The organism is Paraburkholderia dilworthii (genome assembly GCF_000472525.1).
Taxonomy (GTDB): Bacteria; Pseudomonadota; Gammaproteobacteria; order Burkholderiales; family Burkholderiaceae; genus Paraburkholderia; species Paraburkholderia dilworthii.
The window spans coordinates 56,379-78,803 of sequence record NZ_AWZT01000025.1 but is presented as its reverse complement, the minus strand read 5'-3'; the positions used below and the strand labels follow the sequence as shown (position 1 = coordinate 78,803).

18 protein-coding genes are annotated in these 22,425 nt (G+C 62.6%); 13 read left to right on the top strand and 5 right to left on the bottom strand.

What is annotated here, in order from left to right; translation table 11 throughout:
• Positions 1–9: 9 nt before the first annotated feature.
• A complete protein-coding gene (locus F759_RS42265; RefSeq protein WP_027801627.1) occupies positions 10–1,290 on the top strand; it encodes a DUF3443 domain-containing protein in 1,281 nt (426 codons plus the stop codon).
• Here the strand turns inward: F759_RS42265 and F759_RS38135 are convergent.
• Positions 1,284–2,354, bottom strand: a complete 1,071-nt coding sequence (locus F759_RS38135) for a zinc-binding metallopeptidase family protein (RefSeq protein WP_152530681.1) — start codon at positions 2,352–2,354, stop codon at positions 1,284–1,286. The genes F759_RS42265 and F759_RS38135 overlap by 7 nt on opposite strands.
• On the opposite strand from F759_RS38135, the gene F759_RS0121095 reads away from it, so the two are divergent.
• The 10 genes from F759_RS0121095 to F759_RS0121050 all read left to right on the top strand — a co-directional run bounded on the left by F759_RS0121095 (position 2,353) and on the right by F759_RS0121050 (position 15,550).
• A complete protein-coding gene (locus F759_RS0121095) occupies positions 2,353–2,532 on the top strand; it encodes a hypothetical protein (RefSeq protein ID WP_027801626.1) in 180 nt (59 codons plus the stop codon). The two genes, F759_RS38135 and F759_RS0121095, sit on opposite strands and share 2 nt — an antisense overlap.
• A gap of 57 nt (positions 2,533–2,589) precedes the next feature.
• Complete coding sequence (locus F759_RS0121090) at positions 2,590–6,072, top strand: transglutaminase family protein (protein ID WP_027801625.1); 3,483 nt, start codon at positions 2,590–2,592, stop codon at positions 6,070–6,072.
• 35 nt (positions 6,073–6,107) lie between these two features.
• A complete protein-coding gene (locus tag F759_RS0121085; RefSeq protein ID WP_027801624.1) occupies positions 6,108–8,741 on the top strand; it encodes a circularly permuted type 2 ATP-grasp protein in 2,634 nt (877 codons plus the stop codon).
• Positions 8,738–9,628, top strand: a complete 891-nt coding sequence (locus tag F759_RS0121080; protein WP_027801623.1) for a transglutaminase family protein — start codon at positions 8,738–8,740, stop codon at positions 9,626–9,628. The genes F759_RS0121085 and F759_RS0121080 overlap by 4 nt, the downstream gene beginning before the upstream one ends.
• 62 nt (positions 9,629–9,690) lie before the next feature.
• Positions 9,691–10,113, top strand: coding sequence for a MarR family winged helix-turn-helix transcriptional regulator (locus F759_RS0121075; protein WP_027801622.1), 423 nt, complete (start codon positions 9,691–9,693; stop codon positions 10,111–10,113).
• Positions 10,114–10,200: 87 nt separating this feature from the next.
• The gene (locus F759_RS0121070; protein WP_027801621.1) at positions 10,201–10,620 is read left to right on the top strand and encodes a MarR family winged helix-turn-helix transcriptional regulator; all 420 of its coding nucleotides are present in this window, start codon (positions 10,201–10,203) and stop codon (positions 10,618–10,620) included.
• Positions 10,621–10,727: 107 nt separating this feature from the next.
• On the top strand, positions 10,728–11,846 hold the full coding sequence (locus F759_RS0121065; protein WP_027801620.1) for an HlyD family secretion protein: 1,119 nt from the start codon (positions 10,728–10,730) through the stop codon (positions 11,844–11,846).
• A 5-nt stretch (positions 11,847–11,851) separates the two neighbouring features.
• Positions 11,852–13,423, top strand: a complete 1,572-nt coding sequence (locus F759_RS0121060) for a DHA2 family efflux MFS transporter permease subunit (RefSeq protein ID WP_027801619.1) — start codon at positions 11,852–11,854, stop codon at positions 13,421–13,423.
• Between the two features lie 10 nt (positions 13,424–13,433).
• Positions 13,434–14,867: an efflux transporter outer membrane subunit gene (locus tag F759_RS0121055; protein WP_027801618.1), complete on the top strand. Its 1,434-nt coding sequence runs from the start codon at positions 13,434–13,436 to the stop codon at positions 14,865–14,867.
• A 137-nt stretch (positions 14,868–15,004) separates the two neighbouring features.
• The gene (locus F759_RS0121050; protein ID WP_027801617.1) at positions 15,005–15,550 is read left to right on the top strand and encodes a DUF488 domain-containing protein; all 546 of its coding nucleotides are present in this window, start codon (positions 15,005–15,007) and stop codon (positions 15,548–15,550) included.
• Between the two features lie 16 nt (positions 15,551–15,566).
• Here the strand turns inward: F759_RS0121050 and F759_RS0121045 are convergent, their stop codons facing one another.
• From F759_RS0121045 to F759_RS0121030, 4 genes are all read right to left on the bottom strand, one after another.
• Entirely contained in the window at positions 15,567–17,366 is a 1,800-nt protein-coding gene (locus F759_RS0121045) for a chloride channel protein (protein ID WP_027801616.1), read from the bottom strand.
• A 2-nt stretch (positions 17,367–17,368) separates the two neighbouring features.
• Positions 17,369–17,785 (bottom strand): MarR family winged helix-turn-helix transcriptional regulator, encoded by a 417-nt coding sequence (locus F759_RS0121040; RefSeq protein ID WP_027801615.1) that lies wholly within the window; start codon positions 17,783–17,785, stop codon positions 17,369–17,371.
• A gap of 126 nt (positions 17,786–17,911) precedes the next feature.
• Positions 17,912–19,078, bottom strand: coding sequence for an HPP family protein (locus F759_RS0121035; RefSeq protein WP_027801614.1), 1,167 nt, complete (start codon positions 19,076–19,078; stop codon positions 17,912–17,914).
• 185 nt (positions 19,079–19,263) lie between these two features.
• Positions 19,264–20,610 (bottom strand): class I SAM-dependent methyltransferase, encoded by a 1,347-nt coding sequence (locus F759_RS0121030; RefSeq protein WP_027801613.1) that lies wholly within the window; start codon positions 20,608–20,610, stop codon positions 19,264–19,266.
• A gap of 342 nt (positions 20,611–20,952) precedes the next feature.
• On the opposite strand from F759_RS0121030, the gene F759_RS0121025 reads away from it, so the two are divergent.
• Together F759_RS0121025 and F759_RS0121020 are read left to right on the top strand one after the other, a co-directional pair.
• Entirely contained in the window at positions 20,953–21,852 is a 900-nt protein-coding gene (locus tag F759_RS0121025; protein WP_036024873.1) for a hypothetical protein, read from the top strand.
• Positions 21,853–22,020: 168 nt separating this feature from the next.
• Positions 22,021–22,341, top strand: coding sequence for a hypothetical protein (locus tag F759_RS0121020; protein ID WP_027801611.1), 321 nt, complete (start codon positions 22,021–22,023; stop codon positions 22,339–22,341).
• Positions 22,342–22,425: the final 84 nt, after the last annotated feature.

Here is a 22,425-nt window from a genome sequence, read left to right as displayed (position 1 = left end):
GGAGCGATCATGCGTCATACGTCCAGCTTGATTGCGATGTTGTGCGCGGCGCTGCTCGCGTTGTTCGTTAGCGCTTGCGGCGGTGGTGGTGGCGGTGGCTCGGGCGGCTCGGGCGGGTCGGCGGCATCGAACGCATCGAGCAGCACGTCCACCGGCCCGACGGTCACGAACTCGACGCCTTCCCCGCAAGCGGTGGCCGCAAACGCACTGCGCGTGACGGTCGACTCGGGCGTGAGCAACGTGCCGAATATGCCTTTCGTCAGCCTCACGATTTGCGCGCCGGGTACGGCGCAATGCCAGACCATCGATCACGTGCTCGTCGACACAGGCTCATGGGGCGTGCGCATATTCGCGTCGCAACTGCCGGCGTCGATGACGCTTCCCCAGCAGAAGAACCCGTCGGGCAATCCGGTCGCCGAATGCATGCAGTTTTTCAACGGCTATACGTGGGGTCCGGTCAAGCTCGCCGATTTGCAGATTGCAGGCGAGAAAGCGGCATCGCTGCCGGTTCAGGTGATCGACCCGGACTACGCTTCGTTGCCCGCCGACTGCGCGAGCGTCGGCGTCGGCCGCAATACACCGGCGATGTTGCAAGCCAACGGCATTCTCGGCATTGGCGTGTTCAAACACGACTGCGGCGCGAACTGCGTGACGCAGGCGCTGCCCGGCACCTATTACGGTTGCAACGGCACCGCCTGCTCGTCGATTGCGTTGGCGGAAGAACTCCAGGTCGCGAATCCGATTCCCTACTTCGCGACGGACAACAACGGCTCGCTGCTGAATCTGCCCGCCGTGTCGGGCGGCGCGCAGTCGGTGACCGGAGAACTGGTGTTCGGCATCGGCACGCAAAGCAACAATACACTCGGCAGCGCGCAGGTGATCGGTGTGAGTCCGTCGACCGGGACATTCACGACGGTGCACAACAGCACGACGTATTCGCGCAGCATCCTGGACAGCGGCTCCACAGGGTTGTTTTTCAGAAGTAGCGCGTTGCCGGTGTGCGCGAGTCCAAACAGCGCGTATTACTGCCCGGCTTCGACTGAGCAATTGAGCGCGATGATCCAGGGCGTGAACGGCGCGACGAGCGCGGTGAATTTCAGCGTGGCCAACGCGAGCGCGGTTGCGCGGAGCTATGCGGGAGACTCGGCGTTGCCGCTATTGGCGGGGCCGGCTTTCGTGACGTCGTCGATTTTCGATTGGGGGCTGCCGTTCTTTTACGGTCGGAACGTGTACGCGGCTATCGAGCAGCAGTCGACGCCGGGTGGCGTGGGCCCCTACGTCGCTTATTGAACGGTGGGGTAGCGCCCGGCAATCACACGATGCACGAAGCGCAGCTTGTCCACCACCGGCGCCGCCAACGTGAACGGATAACCGTCCGGCATGCCCAGGCTGCGGTTCAGGCTGTTCAATGCATAGGTGAGCGGAAACCAGCGCTTCATCAGGTTATCGAAGCTCGCGTCTTCGACCGGCGTGCGGTCGGTCAGTGTCGGCTCCGTGGGGTCGTCGGGAAGCAGCGCGACGCCGTACGAGGTGGACGTGTCCAGCACGTCGACGATCAACATGTAGTGCGCCCACGTCTCGGCCCAATCTTCCCAGGGATGCATCGTCGCGTACGCGCTGATATACGACGCCTGCCAGTCGGCCGGCGCGCCGTCACGATAGTAAGCGTCCAGCGCTTCGCCATAGTTGGCGCGCTCGTCGCCGAAGAGCGTGCGGAACGGTTCAAGCCAGCGCGGGCTTTTCTCCACCAGTCGACTGAAGTAGTAGTGGCCGGTTTCGTGGCGAAAGTGGCCGAGCAGCGTGCGGTACGGCTCGCCCATCGCGGTGCGCACTTTCTCGCGATGCGCGTCGTCGGCCTCGGCGATGTTCAGCGTGATGAGTCCGTTGTCATGACCGGTCATCACGCGCGAACCGTCGCCGCCGTCCTCGAGAAATTCAAACGCGAGACCGTGCTCGGGGTCTTCCTGGCGCGATTTGACGTCGAGCCCAAATTCGCCGAGCGTGTAGAGCAGCCGGCGCTTTGCCACTTCAAGGCGATACCAGTACAGCCGGTTCTCAGGCGCGCCGAGATTGGGAATGGTGCGGGTCAACCGGCATGCCGGGCACAGCGTGTCGGCCGAATCGGCGGGGATCATCCAGTTGCAGACATTTTCGACGGCGTAGTTGTGGCATTGCCGGTAAAGCGCGCCACCCGCTTCCGGATGCAGGCTGCGCCAGCGCTCTTCACCCGCATCTTCAAAGGCGCTGATTTCACGCAGTTCCGGCACATAGCCGAGCAGTGCCTCACAGCGTTCGCAACGGATGTTCTCGAAGAACACGAGTTGCGAACAGCGATTGCAGTGGAACGTTTTCATGGACGAAGCCCGGGCGGTGAGTGACAGTGATGAGCGTGCACGCCGCGCAATGTTCATGCCGCATTTGCCAGACGTCACCGCTTTAACGCACAGTATGGGCATGATCGTGCATCGGCGTCGCCTCTCTTTGGTGCGCCGTCTTGCCGATGGCAGCACCGTGGCCGCATACGGCTCGTAGTTAAACGGCATGAAGCTTGCTTTTGGCGGGCTGCCAACCATAGACCAGGAGTCAGGTGTGTCCATACGCGTCGCGTTGAACCACGTTACACATTACCGTTACGACAGGCTGGTCGCGCTGTCTCCCCAGGTTGTGCGTCTGCGGCCCGCGCCGCACTGCCGGACGCCGATCCTTTCGTATTCGATGCGGGTCGAGCCGGCTCAACACTTCATCAACTGGCAGCAGGACGCGTTCGCAAACTATCAGGCGCGGCTCGTTTTCACGGAGAAGACGCGCGAGTTCAAGGTGACCGTCGACCTGGTCGCCGAGATGGCTGTCTACAATCCGTTTGACTTCTTTCTCGAGCCGTCGGCGGAAAAATTCCCGTTCGACTATGCACCGGAACTCGCGCTCGAACTCGCACCGTATCGCGTGAAGCGTCCGATGACGCCGCGCTTCGCCGAGTTTGTGGAGAGTATCGACCGCGCGCCGACCGTGACCGCCGATTTCCTCGTCGCGTTGAATCAGCGGCTGCAACACGAGATTCGCTATCTGATCCGGATGGAGCCGGGCGTGCAGACGCCCGAGGAAACGCTCGTCAGCGGCGCCGGTTCGTGCCGCGATTCCGGCTGGCTGCTGGTCGAGACGTTGCGCCAGTTGGGTCTTGCAGCGCGCTTCGTGTCCGGCTATCTGTTGCAGCTCGCGCCCGACATCAAATCGATCGACGGACCAAGCGGCACCGAGGTCGACTTCACCGATCTGCACGCATGGTGCGAAGTCTATCTGCCGGGCGCCGGCTGGATCGGGCTCGACCCGACCTCGGGCCTGCTTGCCGGCGAAGGGCATATTCCGGTTGCCTGCACACCGGAGCCCGGCAGCGCGGCGCCGATCTCGGGCGCGGTGGACGAGTCCGAGGTCGAGTTCAGCCACACCATGTCGATCAGCCGCGTGCTGGAAACGCCGCGCGTCACGAAGCCTTACAGCGACGAAGTCTGGAGCGACGTAGTTGCAATGGGCGCGCAGGTCGATTGCGAACTCGCGAACATGGACGTGCGCCTGACGATGGGCGGCGAGCCGACCTTCGTGTCGGTGCGCGACCGCGACGCCGCGGAATGGAACACGGACGCGCTCGGCCCGACCAAACGCGGCTACGCCGTCGCGCTGATGGACAAGCTGCGCTCGCGCTACGGCGCGGACGGCTTCCTGCATATCGGCCAGGGCAAGTGGTATCCGGGCGAGCAATTGCCGCGCTGGGCGATGTCGCTGTACTGGCGCACCGATGGCGAGCCATGCTGGCAGAACCCAGACCTGTTCGCCGACGAACGCGAGCCCGGCACCTACACGGCCGCCGACGCGCAACGCTTCCTCGCGCATCTGGCCGGCAAGCTCTCGCTCGATGAAGACTGCATTCAGGCCGGTTTCGAAGACGTCTGGTACTACCTATGGCGCGAGCGGCGGCTGCCCGTCAACGTCGATCCGTTCGACGCGCGCCTCGACGACGAACTCGAACGTGTGCGTTTGCGCCGCGTGTTCGATGCGGGACTCGCTGGCGCGACCGGCTATGTGCTGCCGCTTGCGCGCGACCGCGACGTGCCGCACGAAGCGCCGAAGTGGGTCAGCGGCCGCTGGTTCTTCCGCGAAGAACGCATGTACCTGATTCCCGGCGACTCGCCGATGGGCTATCGCCTGCCGCTCGATTCGCTGCCGTGGGTATCGAAGACCGACTATCCGTATCAGCACGCGCACGATCCGTTTGCGCCGCCAGTGCCATTACGCTCGGCGGCACAGTTGCGGATGCAGTACGACGGCGACCGCCGCGAAATGACCGCCGCCGATGCGCGGCGTGCTGCGGCGTTGTCCTCGTCGGCGGGGGACCTGTTGAGCGGCATGCCAGGCAGTGCGGTGTTGGCCTATGCATCGCAGCGTGCTGAAACCGAGGCCGCCGCGGCACCGGCGCTCGGCAAATCGTCGAAGGAAACGCTTCGCACGGCGATCTGCGTCGAGGCGCGCGATCCCAAACGCGCGGCCGGTCCAAAAGCGGAAGCCGATGGGCTCGGCAGCGGCCGAACGCTGCTGCACGTGTTCATGCCGCCGCTCACCGAGCTCGACGACTATCTTGACCTGCTCGCCGCCGTCGAAGCGACGGCCGCCGAATTGCGCATGCAGGTCGTGCTGGAAGGCTATCCGCCGCCGCGCGATGCGCGTCTCAAGATGTTGCAGGTAACGCCCGACCCGGGTGTGATCGAGGTGAACATTCATCCGGCGGCGAATTGGGATGAGCTGGTCGATCACACCGAGTACCTGTATCAGTCGGCGGCGCAAAGCTATCTGAGCAGCGAGAAGTTCATGACCGACGGACGCCATACCGGGACCGGCGGCGGCAATCATCTCGTGCTCGGCGGCGCGACCCCTCCCGACAGTCCGTTCCTGCGACGTCCCGATCTGCTCGCGAGTCTGATCGCGTACTGGCACAACCATCCTTCGCTTTCGTATCTGTTTTCAGGGCTTTTTATTGGGCCGACGAGCCAGGCGCCGCGCATCGACGAAGCCCGCAACGATCAGGTCTATGAACTCGAAGTGGCGTTGCGCGAATTGCAGCGGCAGATCGATCTGCTCGGCGGGCGCGACAGCGCGAACCTGCCCGCGTGGATGATCGACCGCTCGTTGCGCAACATTCTGATCGACGTGACCGGCAATACGCATCGCGCGGAATTTTGCATCGACAAGCTGTATTCACCCGATGGACCCACCGGGCGCCTGGGCCTGCTCGAATTGCGCGGTTTCGAGATGCCGCCGCATGCGCGCATGAGCCTCGTGCAGCAGTTGCTGTTGCGCGCACTGGTCGCGCGTTTCTGGCACACGCCGTACACGCAGCGGCTCACGCGCTGGGGCACGGAACTACATGACCGCTTCCTGCTCGGCACCTTCGTGAAGATGGATTTCGACGATGTGCTCGACGAACTGAGTCGCGCGGGCTTTGCCTTCGACAGCAGCTGGTTCGCGCCGCACTTCGAATTCCGCTTTCCGCTGGTCGGAGAGGCCACGGTGAGCGGCGTGTCGCTGACCATCCGCAATGCGCTCGAACCCTGGCACGTGATGGGCGAGGAGGGCTCGCCGGGCGGCACGGTGCGTTACGTGGATTCGTCGGTGGAACGGCTCGAAGTACGCGCGCTCGGCCTGAACGAGAACCGTCATGTGCTGACGGTCAACGGCGTGCCGGTGCCGTTGCAGCCAACGGGCCGCGTCAGCGAATATGTGGCGGGCGTGCGGTTTCGCGCGTGGTCGCAGCCGTCGGCGCTGCATCCGACCATCGGCGTCGACGCGCCGCTCACGTTCGATCTCGTCGATACATGGAATGGCCGCTCGGTGGGCGGATGCCAGTATCATGTCGCACATCCGGGCGGGCGCAGCTATGACACCTTCCCGGTGAACGCCTATGAGGCGGAAAGCCGGCGGCGCTCACGCTTTTTTGCGTCGGGTCATACGCCGGGACCGCTTGCAGTCGATGCGCCGCAGCGCAGCCTCGAATTTCCGTTCACGCTGGATCTGCGCTACTGGTAACACAACTCACCCTCAACAACGACAACGATACGACCTTGGCTTTTCAATCGACTTTTCCCTTCGAAACGTCCGCGGCCCGCGCGGACGCTTCGTCTCTGTTGCGGCTTTTGCCCGCTCACGAGGGACACTGGGACGAGTTGCGCGACGCCTCCGGTGCCCTGCGCGAACCGTGGCGGCAGTTCTTCGAGCGGCTGGGCGAAGACGGTATCGCGCGGCTGGAAGGTCATCGTGCTTCAGTCGCGCAACAGATCCGCGATAACGACATCAGCTACAACGTGTATGCGGACAACGGCGAGCCGCGCGCGTGGGCGCTCGATCTGCTGCCGTTCCTGATCAGCGAAGCCGAGTGGGCGCACATCGAGCGCGGCGTCACGCAGCGCGCGCATCTGCTCAATGCAATCGTCGCAGATATCTATGGGTCGCAAACCCTGCTTCAGCGTGGACAGTTGCCGCCCGCGCTGGTGTTCGGTCATCCCGGCTATCTGCGCTCCGTGAAGGGTTATGCGCCGCCTGGCGGCCAGTTCCTGCAAGTGGTCGCGGTCGACCTCGCGCGTGCGCCGAACGGCGAGTGGACCGTGATCGCGCATCGCACCGAAGCGCCCTCGGGCCTCGGCTATGCGTTGGAAAACCGGCTGATCGTCTCGGCGCTATTCGCCGATTCATTCCGCTCGATGCATGTGAGCCGACTCGCGCCCACCTATTCGCAACTGATCTCGACGCTGGTTCAGGCGGCGCAGGCAACCATGCGTCACGACTCGCCTCGCGCCGATGCTTCGCCGCACATAGCGTTGCTCACGCCAGGGCCGTTTAGCGAAACGTACTTCGAGCACGTGTTCCTCGCGCGTTATCTGGGTGTGACGCTGGTGGAGGGCAAGGACCTCACGGTGCGCGGCGACATGCTTTATCTGAAGACGCTTGCCGGTCTTGAGCGCGTGCATGTCGTGCTGCGGCGCCTGGACGATGCATTCTGCGATCCCGTGGAATTGCGGGCCGATTCGACCATCGGCGTGCCGGGTCTATTGCAGGTTATGCGCGCGGGTAACGTGATCGTTTCGAACGTGCCGGGCTCCGGTTTCGTCGAGTCGCCGGCTTTGCACGGTTTCTTGCCGGGCATAGCCGAAATGCTCTTTAACGAAGACCTCATTCTGCCAGGCGTGCCCACCTGGTGGTGCGGCGAGCGGGCCGCGCGCGAGCACGCGTTCGCGCACATCGACGAAGCCTTCATCGTGCCCACGTGGCCGCTTGCGACGCGCGATACGCCGCCGGGCGTCGAGCAGGGCAGACAGCGGCTGCCGGCGTGGCGCGAGCGTATCGAAGCGACGCCCGGCACCTATACGATCCAGCAGGCGCAGCCTCTTTCGCGCACCCCGCGTTACGAGGACGGCACGATCGGCGGGCGCCCGTCCGTGTTGCGTGCGTATGCGATAGCCGATGTGAACGGCGGCTGGCACGTGATGCCCGGCGGCTTCACGCGGATGGGCGCCGAGCGGCAGGCGACGGTATCCATGCAGTACGGCGGCAGCAGCGTCGACACGTGGGTGCTATCGAGCGAGCCCACGTCGACCTTTACGCTACTGCCTTCGCCGATGCAACCCGCAGACCTCGCGCGCAAGCATCGCACCGTATCGAGCCGCGCTGCGGAAAATCTCTTCTGGGCCGGACGTTACGGTGAACGAGCGGAAAACAACGTGCGTCTGCTGCGCTTTATTCTCGGCTCGCTCGAAGGCAACGATGCGGACACAATGTTTCCGACGCTCGTCGAACTCGCGTTGCACTGCGGGCTCGTGCAACCGGGCGACATATCCGTGCCGCACACGCCCCAAGCATTCGAATGCGCGCTGGTCGCGAATCTGAGCGAGGGCACGGGCGCCGCGAGCATCGGTCAGAATCTGAACTGCCAGGCGCGCTCGAATGGCGAAGTGCGCGGGCGGTTGTCGAACGATCATTGGCGCATCATTCTCGCCGCGCGCAACGACTTCCGCGACGCGTTGCACGCGCTCATGCCCGTTCCCGGTTCGAGCGACGCTTCGCAACCGGCAGCGGTGAACGGGCGTGTTACGAATGGCGGCAGCCGTTACGACCGCGTCACGTTGATGAACGCGCTTGAGCGGCTGTCGGTGCAGTTGTCGGCGATCAGCGGCGCGCAAGGCGACCGCATGACACGCGACGAAGCATGGCGGCTGCTGTTCGTCGGGCGGCATATCGAACGCGTGTCGGCGATGAGCGCGTTTGTGCGCGTAGTCGCGGATAAAGGTCAACTCGCGACGCCCGCCGGTTTCGATCTGCTGCTGCAATTGTTCGACAGCACGCTCACGTATCGCGCGCTGTATCCGGGGCGTTTCGAAGTACCGGCTCTGCTGGATCTGCTGGTGATCGAGCCGACCAATCCGCGCGGAATCTACGGCGTGTATGAGCGCTTGCGCAAGAAGCTCGATGAGATCGCAGTGGCGGCGGGCAGTATGCGGCATCGTCCGTTTGCGGAATTGATGCCGCCTGCCGCGTCGTTGCCCACGCTCGCCTCGCTGTGCACCGTCGAAGGCGATGGCGCGTATTCCAATCTGATTGCGGTATGCGATCAGATCGGCGGTTTTGCCGGCGCGGCGGCGCATGAAATCAGTGCGCGCTATTTCAGTCACGCGAGCACGGTCGCATCGCAGGTGTGGTCATGAAAAACGCGCCTACGGTACTGTCGATTTCGCACCGCACCACGTATCACTACTCGACGTATGTCGAGACCGCGCAGCATCTCGCAACCATCCGGCCGATTGTCTGCGCGTGGCAGCGCGTTGTATCGCACGACGAACGTATCGAGCCGCAGCCCTCGTATTTGAACAGCCGTATCGATGCGTTCGGCAACGACGTGCTCTATTTCGCACTTGATGCGCCGCATGAGCGGCTGCAACTGGTCAGCGAAACGACGGTGGCGCTCACGCCGCGCTGGACCGACCTCGATCCGCACGCGACACCCGCATGGGAACAAGTGGCCGACGCCCTCGCGTTTCGCGTGGGTGGCCAGTTCCGCGCGGAGGCGGAGTTCTGCTTCGCGTCGCCGAATATCGTGCCGCAGCCTTCGCTGCGCGCTTATGCGCTGCCGAGTTTTCCGCCCGGCATGCCGGTTGCCGCAGGCGCAATTGATCTCATGCATCGTATTCACGCGGACTTCGCGTATAAGCCATCTGCGACGATGTTCGATACGCCCGCCGAGCGCGCGTTCGAATTGAAGAGCGGCGTGTGTCAGGACTTCGCGCAGGTGATGATCGGCTGCTTGCGCTCGCTCGGTTTGCCGGCGCGCTATGTGAGCGGCTATCTGCGCAACGACCCGCCGCCGGGGCAGCCACGGCTGATCGGTGCGGACGCGTCGCATGCGTGGGTGTCGGTGCATTGTCCGGGCAGCGGCTGGATCGACCTCGACCCGACCAACGACGTGCTCGCCGATACCGATCATGTCACGCTCGCAATCGGTCGCGATTACAGCGACGTGTCGTTGTTGCGCGGCATGATTCTTGGTGGCGGCGCGCATCGCGTGGAAGTAGGCGTGACGGTTCTTGCGCTTTAGCGGCTGGTCTTTGCGGCGCAAAGTACTTGACTGCGTGCATATGCACAGATAGACTGCACAGCATGAACCGTCCTCTCTCTTACGACGAATGCAATTGCTTTGCGCTGCGCCAGGCGGCGCGGCGCATCACGCAACTGTACGAGCGCCATCTCAGTTCGGTCGGGGTCACGGCGGCGCAATTCACGATTCTCGCCAAGCTCGCCCGCACGCCGAACGTACCGATCCTGGATCTTGCCGACGCAATGGTGATGGAGCGCACCACGCTGGTCCGCGCTTTGAAACCGTTGCAGCGAGACGGTCTGGTGGTTGCTGAATCGGCTGAGCACGACGGCAGAACCTATCTGTTCAGCCTGACTGAAAAAGGCGAGATGACTTTCGACCAGGCAGCTATCGCATGGCGCGCGGCGCAAAGCGAATTCGAAGAGAAGTTCGGACGCGGGCGTGCCAAGGCGTTACGGGCGGAGTTGTTTACTATTACCGGCTAACGCTGGCGCATGGGCTCGCGAATACTTCCATTTGCGAGCCTTTTTTGCGTGTCTATATGTGCATACGCACTCGCAGGAGTTGCAGCGATGGAAGAGCCTTTCGACGACGATTGTTTTGCGATCCGCCAGGCCGCGCGCTACGTCTCGCAGATCTACGATCGACATCTGGCGAGCGTCGGTTTGACGATCACGCAGTTTTCCCTGCTCGGCCGGCTTCAACGCACCGGCCCGATGACAATGAAGCAATTGGCTGAAGTCATGCGCATGCAGCGCACCACGCTGGTCCGCACGATTCAGCCGCTGCGTCGCAACGGGCTTCTGTTGAGCGAGGTGCACGGCGCGGACGCACGAGCGCTGTCAGTCAAACTCACAACAGAAGGGGACGCGCGGCTCGAAGCAGGGTGGAAGCACTGGCATGCCGCACAGGCAGAATTCGAGCACAGGTTTGGCGGCCAACGTGCGCAAGCGTTGCGCGGCGAGTTGTTCGCGATGACGAACCGTATGTGACGCTTGCAAAACGCAACGACAGGCAGATGGCAATCGACGTAACGAACGGGCGCCAAGAATCGGCGCTATTTTTTCAACTCAATCAGTGCATACGCACACCAATCGTCATGTCCACTACACCTTCGACTGTCGCGCCCACGGCCGCCGCGCAGGCTGGCAAGCCGGCCAGGCGCGTTCCGTGGATGCTGCTCGCGATCATCACGGTGCTTGCCGTGCTCGCACTCGCCGCGTCGTACTGGTTTTTCGCAGGGCGCTTTATCGAAACGACGGACGATGCCTACGTGGGCGGCGACGTCACCGTCATGGCGCCGAAGGTGAATGGCTTCGTGGCCGACGTGCTGGTTAAAGACAACCAGTTCGTGCGCGCGGGGCAAGTACTCGTCAGGCTGGACCCTCGGGACTACGACGCACGCCTCGCACAGGCCGCCGCCGAGGTCAGCAGCGCGCAAGCCGCCGTGACCGGGTTGGAGGCGAAAAAATCCTTGCAGCTTGCAACGATCAACGAACAGGCCGCGGAAGTTCGCGCTTCGGGCGCCGAATTGATACGCAGTGCAGCGGATCAGGCACGGTATCGCGAGCTCGTGAAAGACGACGCAGTGTCCAACCAGGTCGTGGAGCGCGCCAATGCCGATCTCACGAAGGCGCATGCGGCGGTGGACCGCAGCAGCGCGTCGCTGATCGCGGCGCAGCGGCAGATCGCCGTGCTCGACGCGCAGATCGGCGACGCACAAGCCCGTATTGCCACCGCGCAGGCAGCCGAGCGGATCGCGGCGCTGAACGTGGAGTACACCACCATCCGTTCGCCGATCGACGGTTACGTGGGCAACCGCACCGCGCGCGTCGGACTGCTCGCGAACACCGGCGTTTCGCTACTGACGGTGGTGCCCGCCAGCGGCTTGTGGATCGACGCGAACTTCAAGGAGGACCAGTTGAAGAAGATGCGCGTCGGCGACACCGTCGATGTCGATCTCGACGCTTCGAGCACGCGAATTCGCGGCGTGGTGGAGAGCCTCGCTCCTGCAACCGGCGCTACGTTCAGCGTGCTGCCCGCGGAGAACGCGACCGGCAACTTCACGAAGATCGTGCAGCGCGTGCCGGTGCGAGTGCGCCTCGCTGTGCCGAAGGACATGCAAGGCGTGCTGCGCCCCGGTCTCTCCGCGACGGTGAAGGTGCACCTCGACCACGCCGGCCCCATCGACGCGCAAAGTACGTTGGCTCGCGGATAACCATCATGACCGAAATTCCCGCTAATCCCGCGGATCAGCCGATGCGGACCAAGGTCTTTGCATTCGCGCTAATGTGCCTCGGCTTTTTCATGGCGACGCTCGATATCCAGATCGTCGCGTCGTCGCTGAAGGATATCGGCGGCGGCTTGTCCGCGAGTCAGGACGAGTTGTCCTGGGTACAGACCTCGTATCTGATCGCTGAGATTCTGGTCATTCCGATGTCGGGCTGGCTTACGCGCGTGTTTTCCACACGCTGGCTATTCGCGTTCTCGGCGCTCGGCTTCACCGTCACGAGCATGTTGTGCGGCCTTGCATGGGACATCAATTCGATGATCCTGTTTCGCGGGCTGCAAGGCGCGCTCGGCGCAGCGATGATTCCAACCGTGTTCACCACGGCATTCGTGCTGTTTCCGGGCAAGCAGCGCCTGATCGCGTCGACCACCATCGGCGCGCTTGCATCGCTCGCGCCGACTGTGGGGCCCGTGATCGGCGGCTGGATCACGTCGCAATGGTCGTGGCACTGGCTGTTCTATCTGAACCTCGTGCCAGGTCTTGCCGTCGCGCTGATGGTGCCGAAATACGTGCATGTGGATAGAGCCGATCTGTCGTTGCTGAGAAAAGGCGACTACCTGGGCATTGCGCTAATGTCCGGCTTTCTCGGCTGCCTCGAATATGTACTGGAGGAAGGGCCGCGCAAGAACTGGTTCGGTGACGACGTGATCGTTCTGTGCACGTGGATCTCGGCGATTTGCGGATTTCTTTTCCTCGTGCATGCATTCACCGCCAATGAGCCGATTGTCGATCTGCGCGCGCTGGCGGTTCGCAACTTCGGCATCGGCAGTCTGTTGTCGTTTATCACAGGCATTGGGATCTTCTGCACGGTGTTCCTGACGCCGGTGTTTCTCTCGCGTGTGCGCGGCTTCGACTCGTTGCAGATCGGCCTTGCGTTGTTGTCGGTAGGTTGTTTCCAGTTGCTCGCTCTTGTTGCGTACTCTACGCTCGCGCGCTTTGTCGATATGCGCCTCTTGATGGTATTTGGCCTCGCGTTGTTCGGCCTCGGTTGTTATCTGTATGTGCCGCTCACTCATGAATGGGGCTGGCAGGAGTTGCTGATTCCGCAGGCCCTGCGCGGCATCGGACAACAGTTCAGCATTGCCCCAATCGTCACGATGGCGCTGGGTTCGCTGCCGCCGTCTCGACTTCGTTCCGCAAGTGGCCTCTTTAATCTGATGCGCAATCTGGGCGGCGCAATCGGCATTGCGGTGAGCAGCACGATGCTGAACGACCGGCTCAATCTGCACTACGAGCGGCTCGATGAACATTTGACGGCGGGGCGTCCGGTAGTCGAATCGATCTTGCAGCAGCAAACCGCGCACTTCTCGGCACTCGGTGGAAACGCGCTGAATGCGGCCAACGCGGGACTCGGCGCATTACACACGGTTCTAATGCGTGAAGCACTGGTACTGACTTTCTCCGACACTTTTCTCGCCGTGTCGCTCTGTTTTGTCGTGGGTTTATTGAGCGTGTTGTTCTCGCGCCCGTTCGGCAATACCGCGCCGCCGCCCGATGCCCACTGAGGACTTGATAATGAAAGCGATCGCTATCAACTTGCTGACAAGCGCTCTATTCTTGACGCTTACCGCGTGCGCCGTGCAACCGGCGACGCACGCCGATTTGCCGCAAACGGTGAACACGCTCGCGCCGCAAACGTGGAGTGTCGATGCTCAGCAAGACGCCGTGAGTGCCAACGTGTGGTGGGATCAGTTCGGCGACCCTGTCATGCATCGGCTCGTGGAGTCGGTGCTGACCGGCAACCTCGATGTGCAGGCGGCAGTGGAGCGCGTCAGGCAGGCGCAGGACCTGGTCACGCAGAATCGCGCTGCCTTGCTTCCTGAATTGAACGCCGGCGCCAACGCATCGTATTCGCGTCAGAACACACCGCCGCCGCTCGGTTACGTGCGTCAAGCGGGTGTCGGTCTGACGGCGAGTTGGGCGCCCGACGTATTCGGCGGGGAGCGCCTGGCCGTTCTGGCGTCGCAGGCACAAGTGTCGGGCCAGCAATCCGCGTTGAATCAGGTGCGGCTCGCGCTCGCCGCGAGTGCGGCAGCGGCCTATATCGACCTCCGCTGGGCGCAGGCGCAATTGCAGATTCTCAGCGAGAACGAGCAGATTCGCGCCCGCGCGCTGAAGCTCACACAACAGCGTCTGCACTACGGCCTTTCGTCGCAACTCGATGTCGCGCGCGCGCAGAACCAGTTGGAGGATTTGCAGGCACAGATTCCGCGCATGCAGACCGCCGTGCAGCATCAACTCAGTTTGATCGCGGTCTATTCGGGGCGCACGCCAGAGAGCGTCGATACGTTGCTGCTTGCGGATGCGCGCGACATTCCTGTGCCCGCGCAGCGCGTGCCGCAAGTGCTTCCTTCCGAAGCCTTATTGCAGCGGCCCGACGTGCGCACCGCGTATGCAGCTGTCGAGCGGCGCGCGGCGGAAGTGGGCGTCTCGAAGGCGGAGCGCTACCCAAAGTTCAGGTTGAATCTCGCCGATGGCTTGCTGGCAGCTTCGTATGTCGGACTACCCACGCTGACCGATAATCTCTTTAGCGCGGCATTGAGCGCGACGAGCCCGATCTTCAACGCGGGCCGCATCACCGCTCATATCGATGCAAGCGAGAGCCGCATGCGCGAATCGCAACTCGGCTTGCAGCAGACGATGCTGCAGGCGCTAAAGGAGATCGAAGACAATCGCAGTGAACTGGTGAACGGCGCTGTACAAGTGGAACGCCTTGGCGGTGCGCTGGATGCATCGGATCATGCGCTGCGTTTGTCGAGTGAACTATACAAAGGCGGTGCGTCCAGTTTCCTCGATGTACTAGCCGCGCAGGAGGCGTACTTGCGCGACGCCGAATCGTTAAACCAGGCGAGGCGCGAGCATGCGCTTGCGGCCGTCGGCTTGTACCGCTCGCTCGGCGGTGGCTGGGATGTTCCTGACACGGTGACAGCGGTCTCGGCGAGCAATTGAGCTGCATGCGATCCACGCGCGGCGCAACGCGAATCGCGGGCATGCAGAATGCGTGCGGAAAGTGCGCGCAGGAAGGCGCTTGATCGACGCCTTGCTGGCGATACAATCCGATAACACACGAAGCCGACGAGGTCACGATGGCGCAGCCATTTTTTACGATCGGGCACTCCACGCGCACGCTGTCCGAGTTTATTGAACTGCTGAAAAATTCGGATATCGAAACGTTGGTCGACGTGCGCAGCATTCCACGTTCGCGGACCAACCCGCAGTTCAATCGCGATACGCTGCCAGATTCCTTGGCGCCGGCACATATCGACTACGTTCATCTGGCTGAACTTGGCGGCCGCCGCAGCCGTCGCAAGGACGAGGCTCCGTCTGTGAACGTGTACTGGACGCATCCGGCGTTCCGAAACTATGCCGATTACGCAATGACGGACCCTTTTCAAAAGAGCTTGGCAGAACTTCGCGAACTGGGTCATCGCCGGCGTTGCGCGATCATGTGCTCGGAAGCAGTGTGGTGGCGTTGTCACCGGCGCATCATCACGGATTACCTGCTGATGCACGGCGAAACGGTCATGCACATCATGGACGCGCATCACGTGAACGCGGCAACCGTCACGCCGGGCGCGAACGCGCAACCCGATGGATTACTCGTCTATCCGGCGCAGTCCGCTTCACATTGAAGCGGACGAGACGCGATTAGCCCGCTTTACCGATGGGTGCAAATCGCCGCTTGCCGCGCGCCGGCGTCAGTCGACGGAAGCGCTCCTTCTTGTGCTCTTCTTCGAAGTGACTGAGCGAGGGCTTGACGAGATCGCTGCGCGAGACGATGCCGACGAGACGCAGCGACCTGGCATCGGCGACAACAGGCAATCGTTCGAGGCCGTGCACCGCCAGTCTCGTTGCGACAAGACGGCAGGTCTCGGAGGGCAAGGCGAACGCCGGTGAGCGCCGAGCGAAGACGTCTGCGACGCTCATGGCGTGCCGCAGAGTCGGGTCTTCGTCGCGGAACTGTTCGAGTAGCGCGCGATCGGCCACGCCGATCGCCACGCCGTCACGCACCACCGGGTACGCGCGCCGTGTCTGCTTTGCGCCGAAGAACGTGTCGAGTGTCGCGCCGACTGTCATGTCGGCATCGATCGACTCGACCGAGGCCGTCATCACTTCATCCACGTGATGGCGTTCAAGAGGATCCACGCCGTATTCGCGGTAGATGTGATAGCCGCGTCGCGCGATTTTCTCGGTCATGATCGAGCGGCGCATCGTCACCGTCGTAAAGCCGTGAGCGACTAGCGTTGCGGCGAGCAACGGCAATAGCGCGTTGCTGTCGTGCGTGAGGCCGAATGCGAATACGATGGCGGTCAGCGGTGCACCGAGCGTTGCGCCGAGCGTCGCGGCCATGCAGACAAGCGGCCACAGTGCAGGTTGATTGCCCGGCAGCCAGTGCGAGAGAACCGTGCCGAGTCCCGCGCCGAGCATCAGCAGCGGGGCGAGTACACCACCGGATGTGCCCGACCCGAGCGCGACGACCCACATGACGGCTTTCACCGCGAGCAGCACGATGGCGATCTGCAATGCGATGTGCTGATGCAGCAGGTCGCCGATCACGTCGTAGCCCACGCCGAGTGCGCGGGGCTCAAGCCAGCCGCCGATACCCACTACAACTCCGCCGAGAGCGGGCCACCACATCCAGTGGATCGGCAGCTTGCCGAACAGGTCTTCCGTTTTGTAAAGCGCGGCAGAAAGCCCCGATGCAAGCGCGCCAGACAAAAGCCCTGCAATCAGGCAGGAAAACAGCGACCACCCATCTGGCGCGGCTGTTTCGAGCGGGAACAACGGACCTGTGCCGAAGAACGCGGCGCGAGCAAAACCGGCTACCGCGCAGGCCACGGCCACCGGCAGGAAACTGCGCGGCCGCCATTCGAACAGCAGCAATTCGACGGCCAGCAGCACCGCGGCCACGGGCGTGCCGAACACCGCGGTCATGCCGGCGGCGGCGCCGGCCACGAGCAGCGTCTTGCGTTCCGCGGACGTGACTTTGAAGCATTGCGCGATCAGCGAACCGAGCGCGCCGCCCGTCATGATGATCGGCCCTTCAGCACCGAACGGTCCACCGCTGCCGATCACGATGCCCGACGAAAGCGGTTTGAGCACCGCCACTTTGGGTGACATTCTGCTCTTGCCAAACAGGATCGCCTCGATCGCTTCCGGAATGCCATGCCCGCGGATCTTTTCCGAGCCGAACCTTGCCATCAACCCGACGATCAAGCTGCCGATTATCGGCACGCCAATGACCCACAGGCCGAGGTTGTTATGCGCAGGCGAATGTTCGACAAACGACAATGTGCCGAAGAAAAACAGGTTCGTGAAGAGATGAATCAGGTTCAGCAGCACGAAGGCGGCGAGCGTGCTGACCGCGCCGATGCAGGCGGCAAGCGCGAAAATGCCCGGCAGCCGTGCGTTCGCGGAGAAGTCCCGCTTGTGGAAGTCCATGTTCATGTTTAGTCAAGGTCGATCTGTGGAACCTGGAAGGCGCCCTTGAGCGATTTGAGCTCGGCGCGATGAAGCTCGGCGAGTCTTGCAAGCACACGTTCACCGGCTTTTTCAATGTGTACTTCAACCTGGCGGCGGTCGGTCTCGCTAGTCTGACGGCGCACGAGGCTGAGTGCCTCACAGCGCGATACCAGCGCGACGACGCCATGATGCTGAGCCTGAAGCCGCTCCGCGAGCTCGCCGACAGTCGCCCAGTCGCGCTCCGGATATCCCTTGATATGCAGCAGCAAGAGATACTGCAGCGGCGTGATGCCTTCGTTCTGCGCCGCCTGTTCCGAGAACCGCTCGAAGCGCCGCATCTGATAGCGAAACTCCGACAGTTGCTCGAAGTCGGCTTTACGCAGCCCGCTAGCCCTTTCTTTCATTGCCTACCCGCCAGTCAAAATAAGCGGAGATTATATCACAAAATGATGTAATTTGCGGGGTGCATGCCAGTGTGGGCGTGACTTCCAGCGCCTCGCCGGGCCGTCACGCGCAAAGCGATGCTGTGATCAAGCAGCCCGCTGCGCCTTCACCACGGTCTGTCGGTAAAGCCCGGAGATCAGATCGACTTGCGTGATCATGCCGACCACATGCCCGGTGGAATCGAGTACAGGAATATGGTGGTGACCGTAGTCCGCGAACATCGGCACGAGGTCGGTAATCGGCGCGTTTGCGTTGACCGTGCAGACGTCGGTGGTCATCACGTTGCCGACTGTCGGGGCACGCAGTGCATCGCCACGCAGCCAGCCGTCGAAATAAGCGATGAACGGCGTGAACTGACCAAAGATTCTCTTATCAACGAGGTCGGCGCGCGTGACGATGCCGAGCAGACTGTGGTTTGCGTCGATCACGGGAAGCGCTTTCACCTTGTTGCGCTTCAGCAGTGCCCACGCTGCAACCGCGCGCGTGCCGGCCGATACCGACACCACATGACGCGACATGATGTTCTCGCAGGTCAATTCGTTGAAGCTGCGCGAAAAGGCCTGAAGCTGCGTTTCGCGCAGCAACGATTCGAGGTCGTCCGGGTCGATGTCGAGCATTTCGCTGCGGCGCTTGAGCACCGCTTCGAGGTCCGCGCGTGTAAAGCCGGCACGCGAGGCGCTGTCCGCGGCACTGCCCGCCGCGCCGCGCGCCGCGCGCGCCGAGTGCGGATAACGGTGACCGGTGGCGGCGTGATAGGCGATTGCAGCGGCAAGCAAGGCAGCGGACTGTATCGCGATCGGTTCGAGCACGAACCGGTAGCCGAGCGCATGAATGGCCGGGCCGCCGAGCACGGCAGTCAATGCGACCGCGCCGGACGGCGGGTGTACGCAGCGAAGCGCAAACATGCCGCAGATGGCGAGCGCGACAGCCAGTGCGGCCGCGAGCGTGGGGTCGGCAATCACGTTCGCGCAGGTCACGCCGATCGTCGCCGACACCAGATTTCCGCCGATGATCGACCAGGGTTGTGCGAGCGGACTTGCAGGTACGGCGAACAGCAGCACGGCGGAAGCGCCCATCGGGGCGACCAGCAGCGGAATGTTCGCCCCCGGTCCCAACAGCAGATACATCGAGCCGCCGGTGAATGCGATGCCGAGCAGAGCCCCTAGGCATGAGCGCGCGCGCTCCTGCCATTTAACGGTGACCGGTACGGGAATGAAGCTGGAAAGCCAGCGCAGGACGATGGAACGGGACAAGGTGCGAAGGGGAGTTAGTCGATTGTGCTGGGCTGCGAAGATACCCGGGAAACCCTTGGCAACGCGAATACCGTCTGGTCATAATTATATTTCAATATGATATAAAACGCCGGGCGCGTCATGCCCTGCGTGAGATGTGAAACCAGCGCTTTCTGCCAGAAGTAGCATCAGCGGCGGAAAAAAAGTCAGCCCGTTACACGTTCGCCGCGCGTCTGTTCGACCACCTTGCCGCCCTCGTTTCCAGCATTGCGCGCATACATGTACGCCCGATTGAACGGATAGTCGCTGCGTGCCCACGGCATGCGTGCGGTGCAACCGTCGTCCGTCTGCACCGATTCTGTCGGCCGCGAGGCGATGATCTGGAACAGCGACGTCCAGCCGCGCTCGAATCCCATTGCCGAGCCGGCGAGATACAGCCGGTATGCTCGGATGATTTTTTCAGCGTCCTTACCCAGTACTTCGCGTGCCTGGTCGAGATGGGCTTCGAGCGCGTCGGCCCAGTGCCACAGCGTGCGCGCGTAATGTGGGCGCAGGCACTCGGCGTCCACCGGCTCGAGATTGCCGCGTGCCATTGCATCCATCATCACGCTCACGTGCACTAGTTGGCCACCCGGAAAAATGTACCTGTCGATGAAATCGCCCATGCCGCCGCCGACTTCTGCGTTGTCGGCGCCGCCCGCGGTAATGCTGTGATTCATCATGAGGCCGCCGGGCCTGAGCAGCCGCCGCATCTTTGCAAAGTACGCCGGCAAGTTGGGGCGGCCGACGTGTTCGCACATGCCCACGGAGGCGATCTTGTCGAAGGGTGCGGATTCCTCGACGTCGCGGTAGTCCTGCAGGAGCATGGTCACGCGGCCCTGAAGTCCTTTTTGCTCGATCAGCCGGTTGACGTACGCGTGCTGATTCTTCGAGAGCGTGATGCCGGTCGCGGCAACCCCGTAGTGTTCGGCGGCCCACAACAACAGCGCGCCCCAACCCGCGCCGACGTCGAGAAAGCGCTCGCCGGGGCGCAACATCAGTTTCCGGCAGATGTGGTCGAGCTTGGCCTCCTGAGCGTCGGCGAGCGACATGTCGGGTGAAGAAAAATAGGCGCATGAGTACACGCGCAGCGGGTCGAGCCACAGCGCGTAAAAATCATCCGAGACGTCGTAGTGATGCTGGACCTGCGCGGCATCCTTCGCACGGCTATGATGCGTGCGTTCCCAAATTGCACGGCGCGTGCGGCTGACGTGGCCCAACAGCCAGCCATGTGTTTCCTGCGTAGGATCGCTGCGCAGCAAAGCCGGCGCGGCCGCCATGAGGTCGTGCATGCTGCCTTCGATTTCGAGCCGGCCTTCCACGTAGTCTTCAGCCAGTCGCCCGATCGCGCCCTGCCTCAGATGCAGCAGCGCCCGCATGTCGCGGATCTCGAACAACAGACGCGGCTCTCGCGCGCCGATGCGCTGGCCGTCGGGGAGAGCCACGGAGCACGGCACCGGCATGCCGGCGATCTGCTGTTCCGCGGGCGAACGTAAAAGGCTCCAGAGCATCATGGCGTTGACTCCTTGCAACAACGTCGATGTGTTTGCCGAGCATCATTCGTGCCGCGGCAGAGCATCGGCGAGTTTTTCGGACGGTACGCGGCCACACTGTTGTTAACGTGGTGGCTCATAAAAGTTAGCTATCCGGAGCTTTTCCCGACTCACCGGTTATCATGCGCCGAGGGTTTTCCATGACTGCCGGAGCGGCCGGCGAGCGACCTTGCCATTGCAATTGCCGCATTCGCTTCCGCCTGGCTTTCCCCATTGCAAAGCTTTCATGGTAGTGACAGGATGCTTACACATACCGGGCGCCACGGGGACGTTCGGGCGCTTTCACCAGACGTCGACACCATCATGCAGCGCAGGAGCTTTGTACTCGCGGGGTTGAGCACGGCCGGCATGCTCGGCCGCCCGCGTGCCATGTCGACAGCCGCATTCGACATCGTGCATCCGCGAATCCGCACGGGCGGCGAGGTGCATGCGGCTTTCGCTCTCGCCGTGCTGGATCTGGCGATGAAATCGGCTAACGTGACCTATACGATTCGTCAGGCCGATGTCGCGATGGAGCGCGGCCGCGCTCTGGCCGAACTAGCCGAGGGCGGCTCGATCAATCTTCTCTGGACCAGCATGGATAGCCGGGCGGAAAGCGGGCTGAACGTAGTGCATATTCCGGTGAATCGCGGCTTGATCGGGTACCGGGTCTTCGTCATAAGAGAAGACCGTCAGGCCGACTTCGACCGGGTCGACAATCTGGCCGATCTGCGCCGATTGACGGCAGGCCAGGGACTCGGCTGGGTGGACACGGATATTCTGCTCGACGCCGGCCTGAAAGTGGAAACGTCCAGCACCGACACGCTATTCGCAATGACGCGCGCGGGGCGAATAGATTATTACCCCAGGGGCGTGATCGAGGCATTTCCCGAACTGGAATCCCGCAAGCAGGCGGAGCCGGAATTGACGGTCGAAAGACGTTTGTTGCTGAAGTACCGGTCAGACTTTCTCTTCTATGTCGCTCGTCGCGATCCCGGACTGGCCGTTACGATAGAGCGGGGCTTTGCGGCGGCTTACAAAAACGGCTCCTATTTGCGGCTGTTCAATTCGCATCCATACATTCAGCGTGCGCTGGCGCAAGCCAATTTGGGTGAGAGGAAAGTCATCGAACTGAACAACCGGTATATTTCCGCAGCGGACAGAAAGATTCCGGAAGAGTACTGGATGCAGTGGCCGGTCGCCGCGCGCGGCCGTACGCCGTAGCCGCGAGACTGGGAACGCAGCATGGCTGACCGGAAACGGGTGCAGGGGGTCAGGATTTCCTTACCCACGAATCGGGATAGCCCTGGCGGATTTTCCGCGCTGCCTGACTGTTACGCGACAACTCTGGTTTTATGATGGACAGGTCAAAATGGCCAACCGGTAACAGAGATGATTCCCTATCTGTCGCAGCGTGAAAATGAAGTGGAGCATATCAACTCGATCTGTTTCCGGCTGTTCGATATCTGGTGCGAACGACGCAGCATTACGCCATTGGGATATCTGATGCATTGCTGGCCGCTGGTGGATAGCGGACCGAGGGCGATCAGACGGGTCGGGGAAACGCTGCGGGAACTGCGCAAGTCGCATCCGGCGGAACTCGATGGCGATGCCACGGCAATGCTTCGCGAACTGGCCGATTGCGTCGACGATCTGCTGCTTCGCGCGATCCACGAGCCGGCAGGCGTGACCGGAATCCGGCTGTCGTCCTGAGCCGATTGCGCCAGATCGGGTGCAGAATCGGGCAATGCTCGCGCATGGCGTCATAATGCAACAACAGCCGCTTCTTCATGGCGG

Coding starts and splice junctions, on each gene's coding strand:
- F759_RS42265 (WP_027801627.1), top strand. CDS start 10: ATGCGTCATACGTCCAGCTTGATTGCGATGTTGTGCGCGGCGCTGCTC.
- F759_RS0121095 (WP_027801626.1), top strand. CDS start 2,353: ATGGACGAAGCCCGGGCGGTGAGTGACAGTGATGAGCGTGCACGCCGC.
- F759_RS38135 (WP_152530681.1), bottom strand. CDS start 2,354: ATGAAAACGTTCCACTGCAATCGCTGTTCGCAACTCGTGTTCTTCGAG.
- F759_RS0121080 (WP_027801623.1), top strand. CDS start 8,738: ATGAAAAACGCGCCTACGGTACTGTCGATTTCGCACCGCACCACGTAT.
- F759_RS0121075 (WP_027801622.1), top strand. CDS start 9,691: ATGAACCGTCCTCTCTCTTACGACGAATGCAATTGCTTTGCGCTGCGC.
- F759_RS0121070 (WP_027801621.1), top strand. CDS start 10,201: ATGGAAGAGCCTTTCGACGACGATTGTTTTGCGATCCGCCAGGCCGCG.
- F759_RS0121065 (WP_027801620.1), top strand. CDS start 10,728: ATGTCCACTACACCTTCGACTGTCGCGCCCACGGCCGCCGCGCAGGCT.
- F759_RS0121060 (WP_027801619.1), top strand. CDS start 11,852: ATGACCGAAATTCCCGCTAATCCCGCGGATCAGCCGATGCGGACCAAG.
- F759_RS0121055 (WP_027801618.1), top strand. CDS start 13,434: ATGAAAGCGATCGCTATCAACTTGCTGACAAGCGCTCTATTCTTGACG.
- F759_RS0121050 (WP_027801617.1), top strand. CDS start 15,005: ATGGCGCAGCCATTTTTTACGATCGGGCACTCCACGCGCACGCTGTCC.
- F759_RS0121045 (WP_027801616.1), bottom strand. CDS start 17,366: ATGAACATGGACTTCCACAAGCGGGACTTCTCCGCGAACGCACGGCTG.
- F759_RS0121040 (WP_027801615.1), bottom strand. CDS start 17,785: ATGAAAGAAAGGGCTAGCGGGCTGCGTAAAGCCGACTTCGAGCAACTG.
- F759_RS0121030 (WP_027801613.1), bottom strand. CDS start 20,610: ATGATGCTCTGGAGCCTTTTACGTTCGCCCGCGGAACAGCAGATCGCC.
- F759_RS0121025 (WP_036024873.1), top strand. CDS start 20,953: ATGCAGCGCAGGAGCTTTGTACTCGCGGGGTTGAGCACGGCCGGCATG.
- F759_RS0121020 (WP_027801611.1), top strand. CDS start 22,021: ATGATTCCCTATCTGTCGCAGCGTGAAAATGAAGTGGAGCATATCAAC.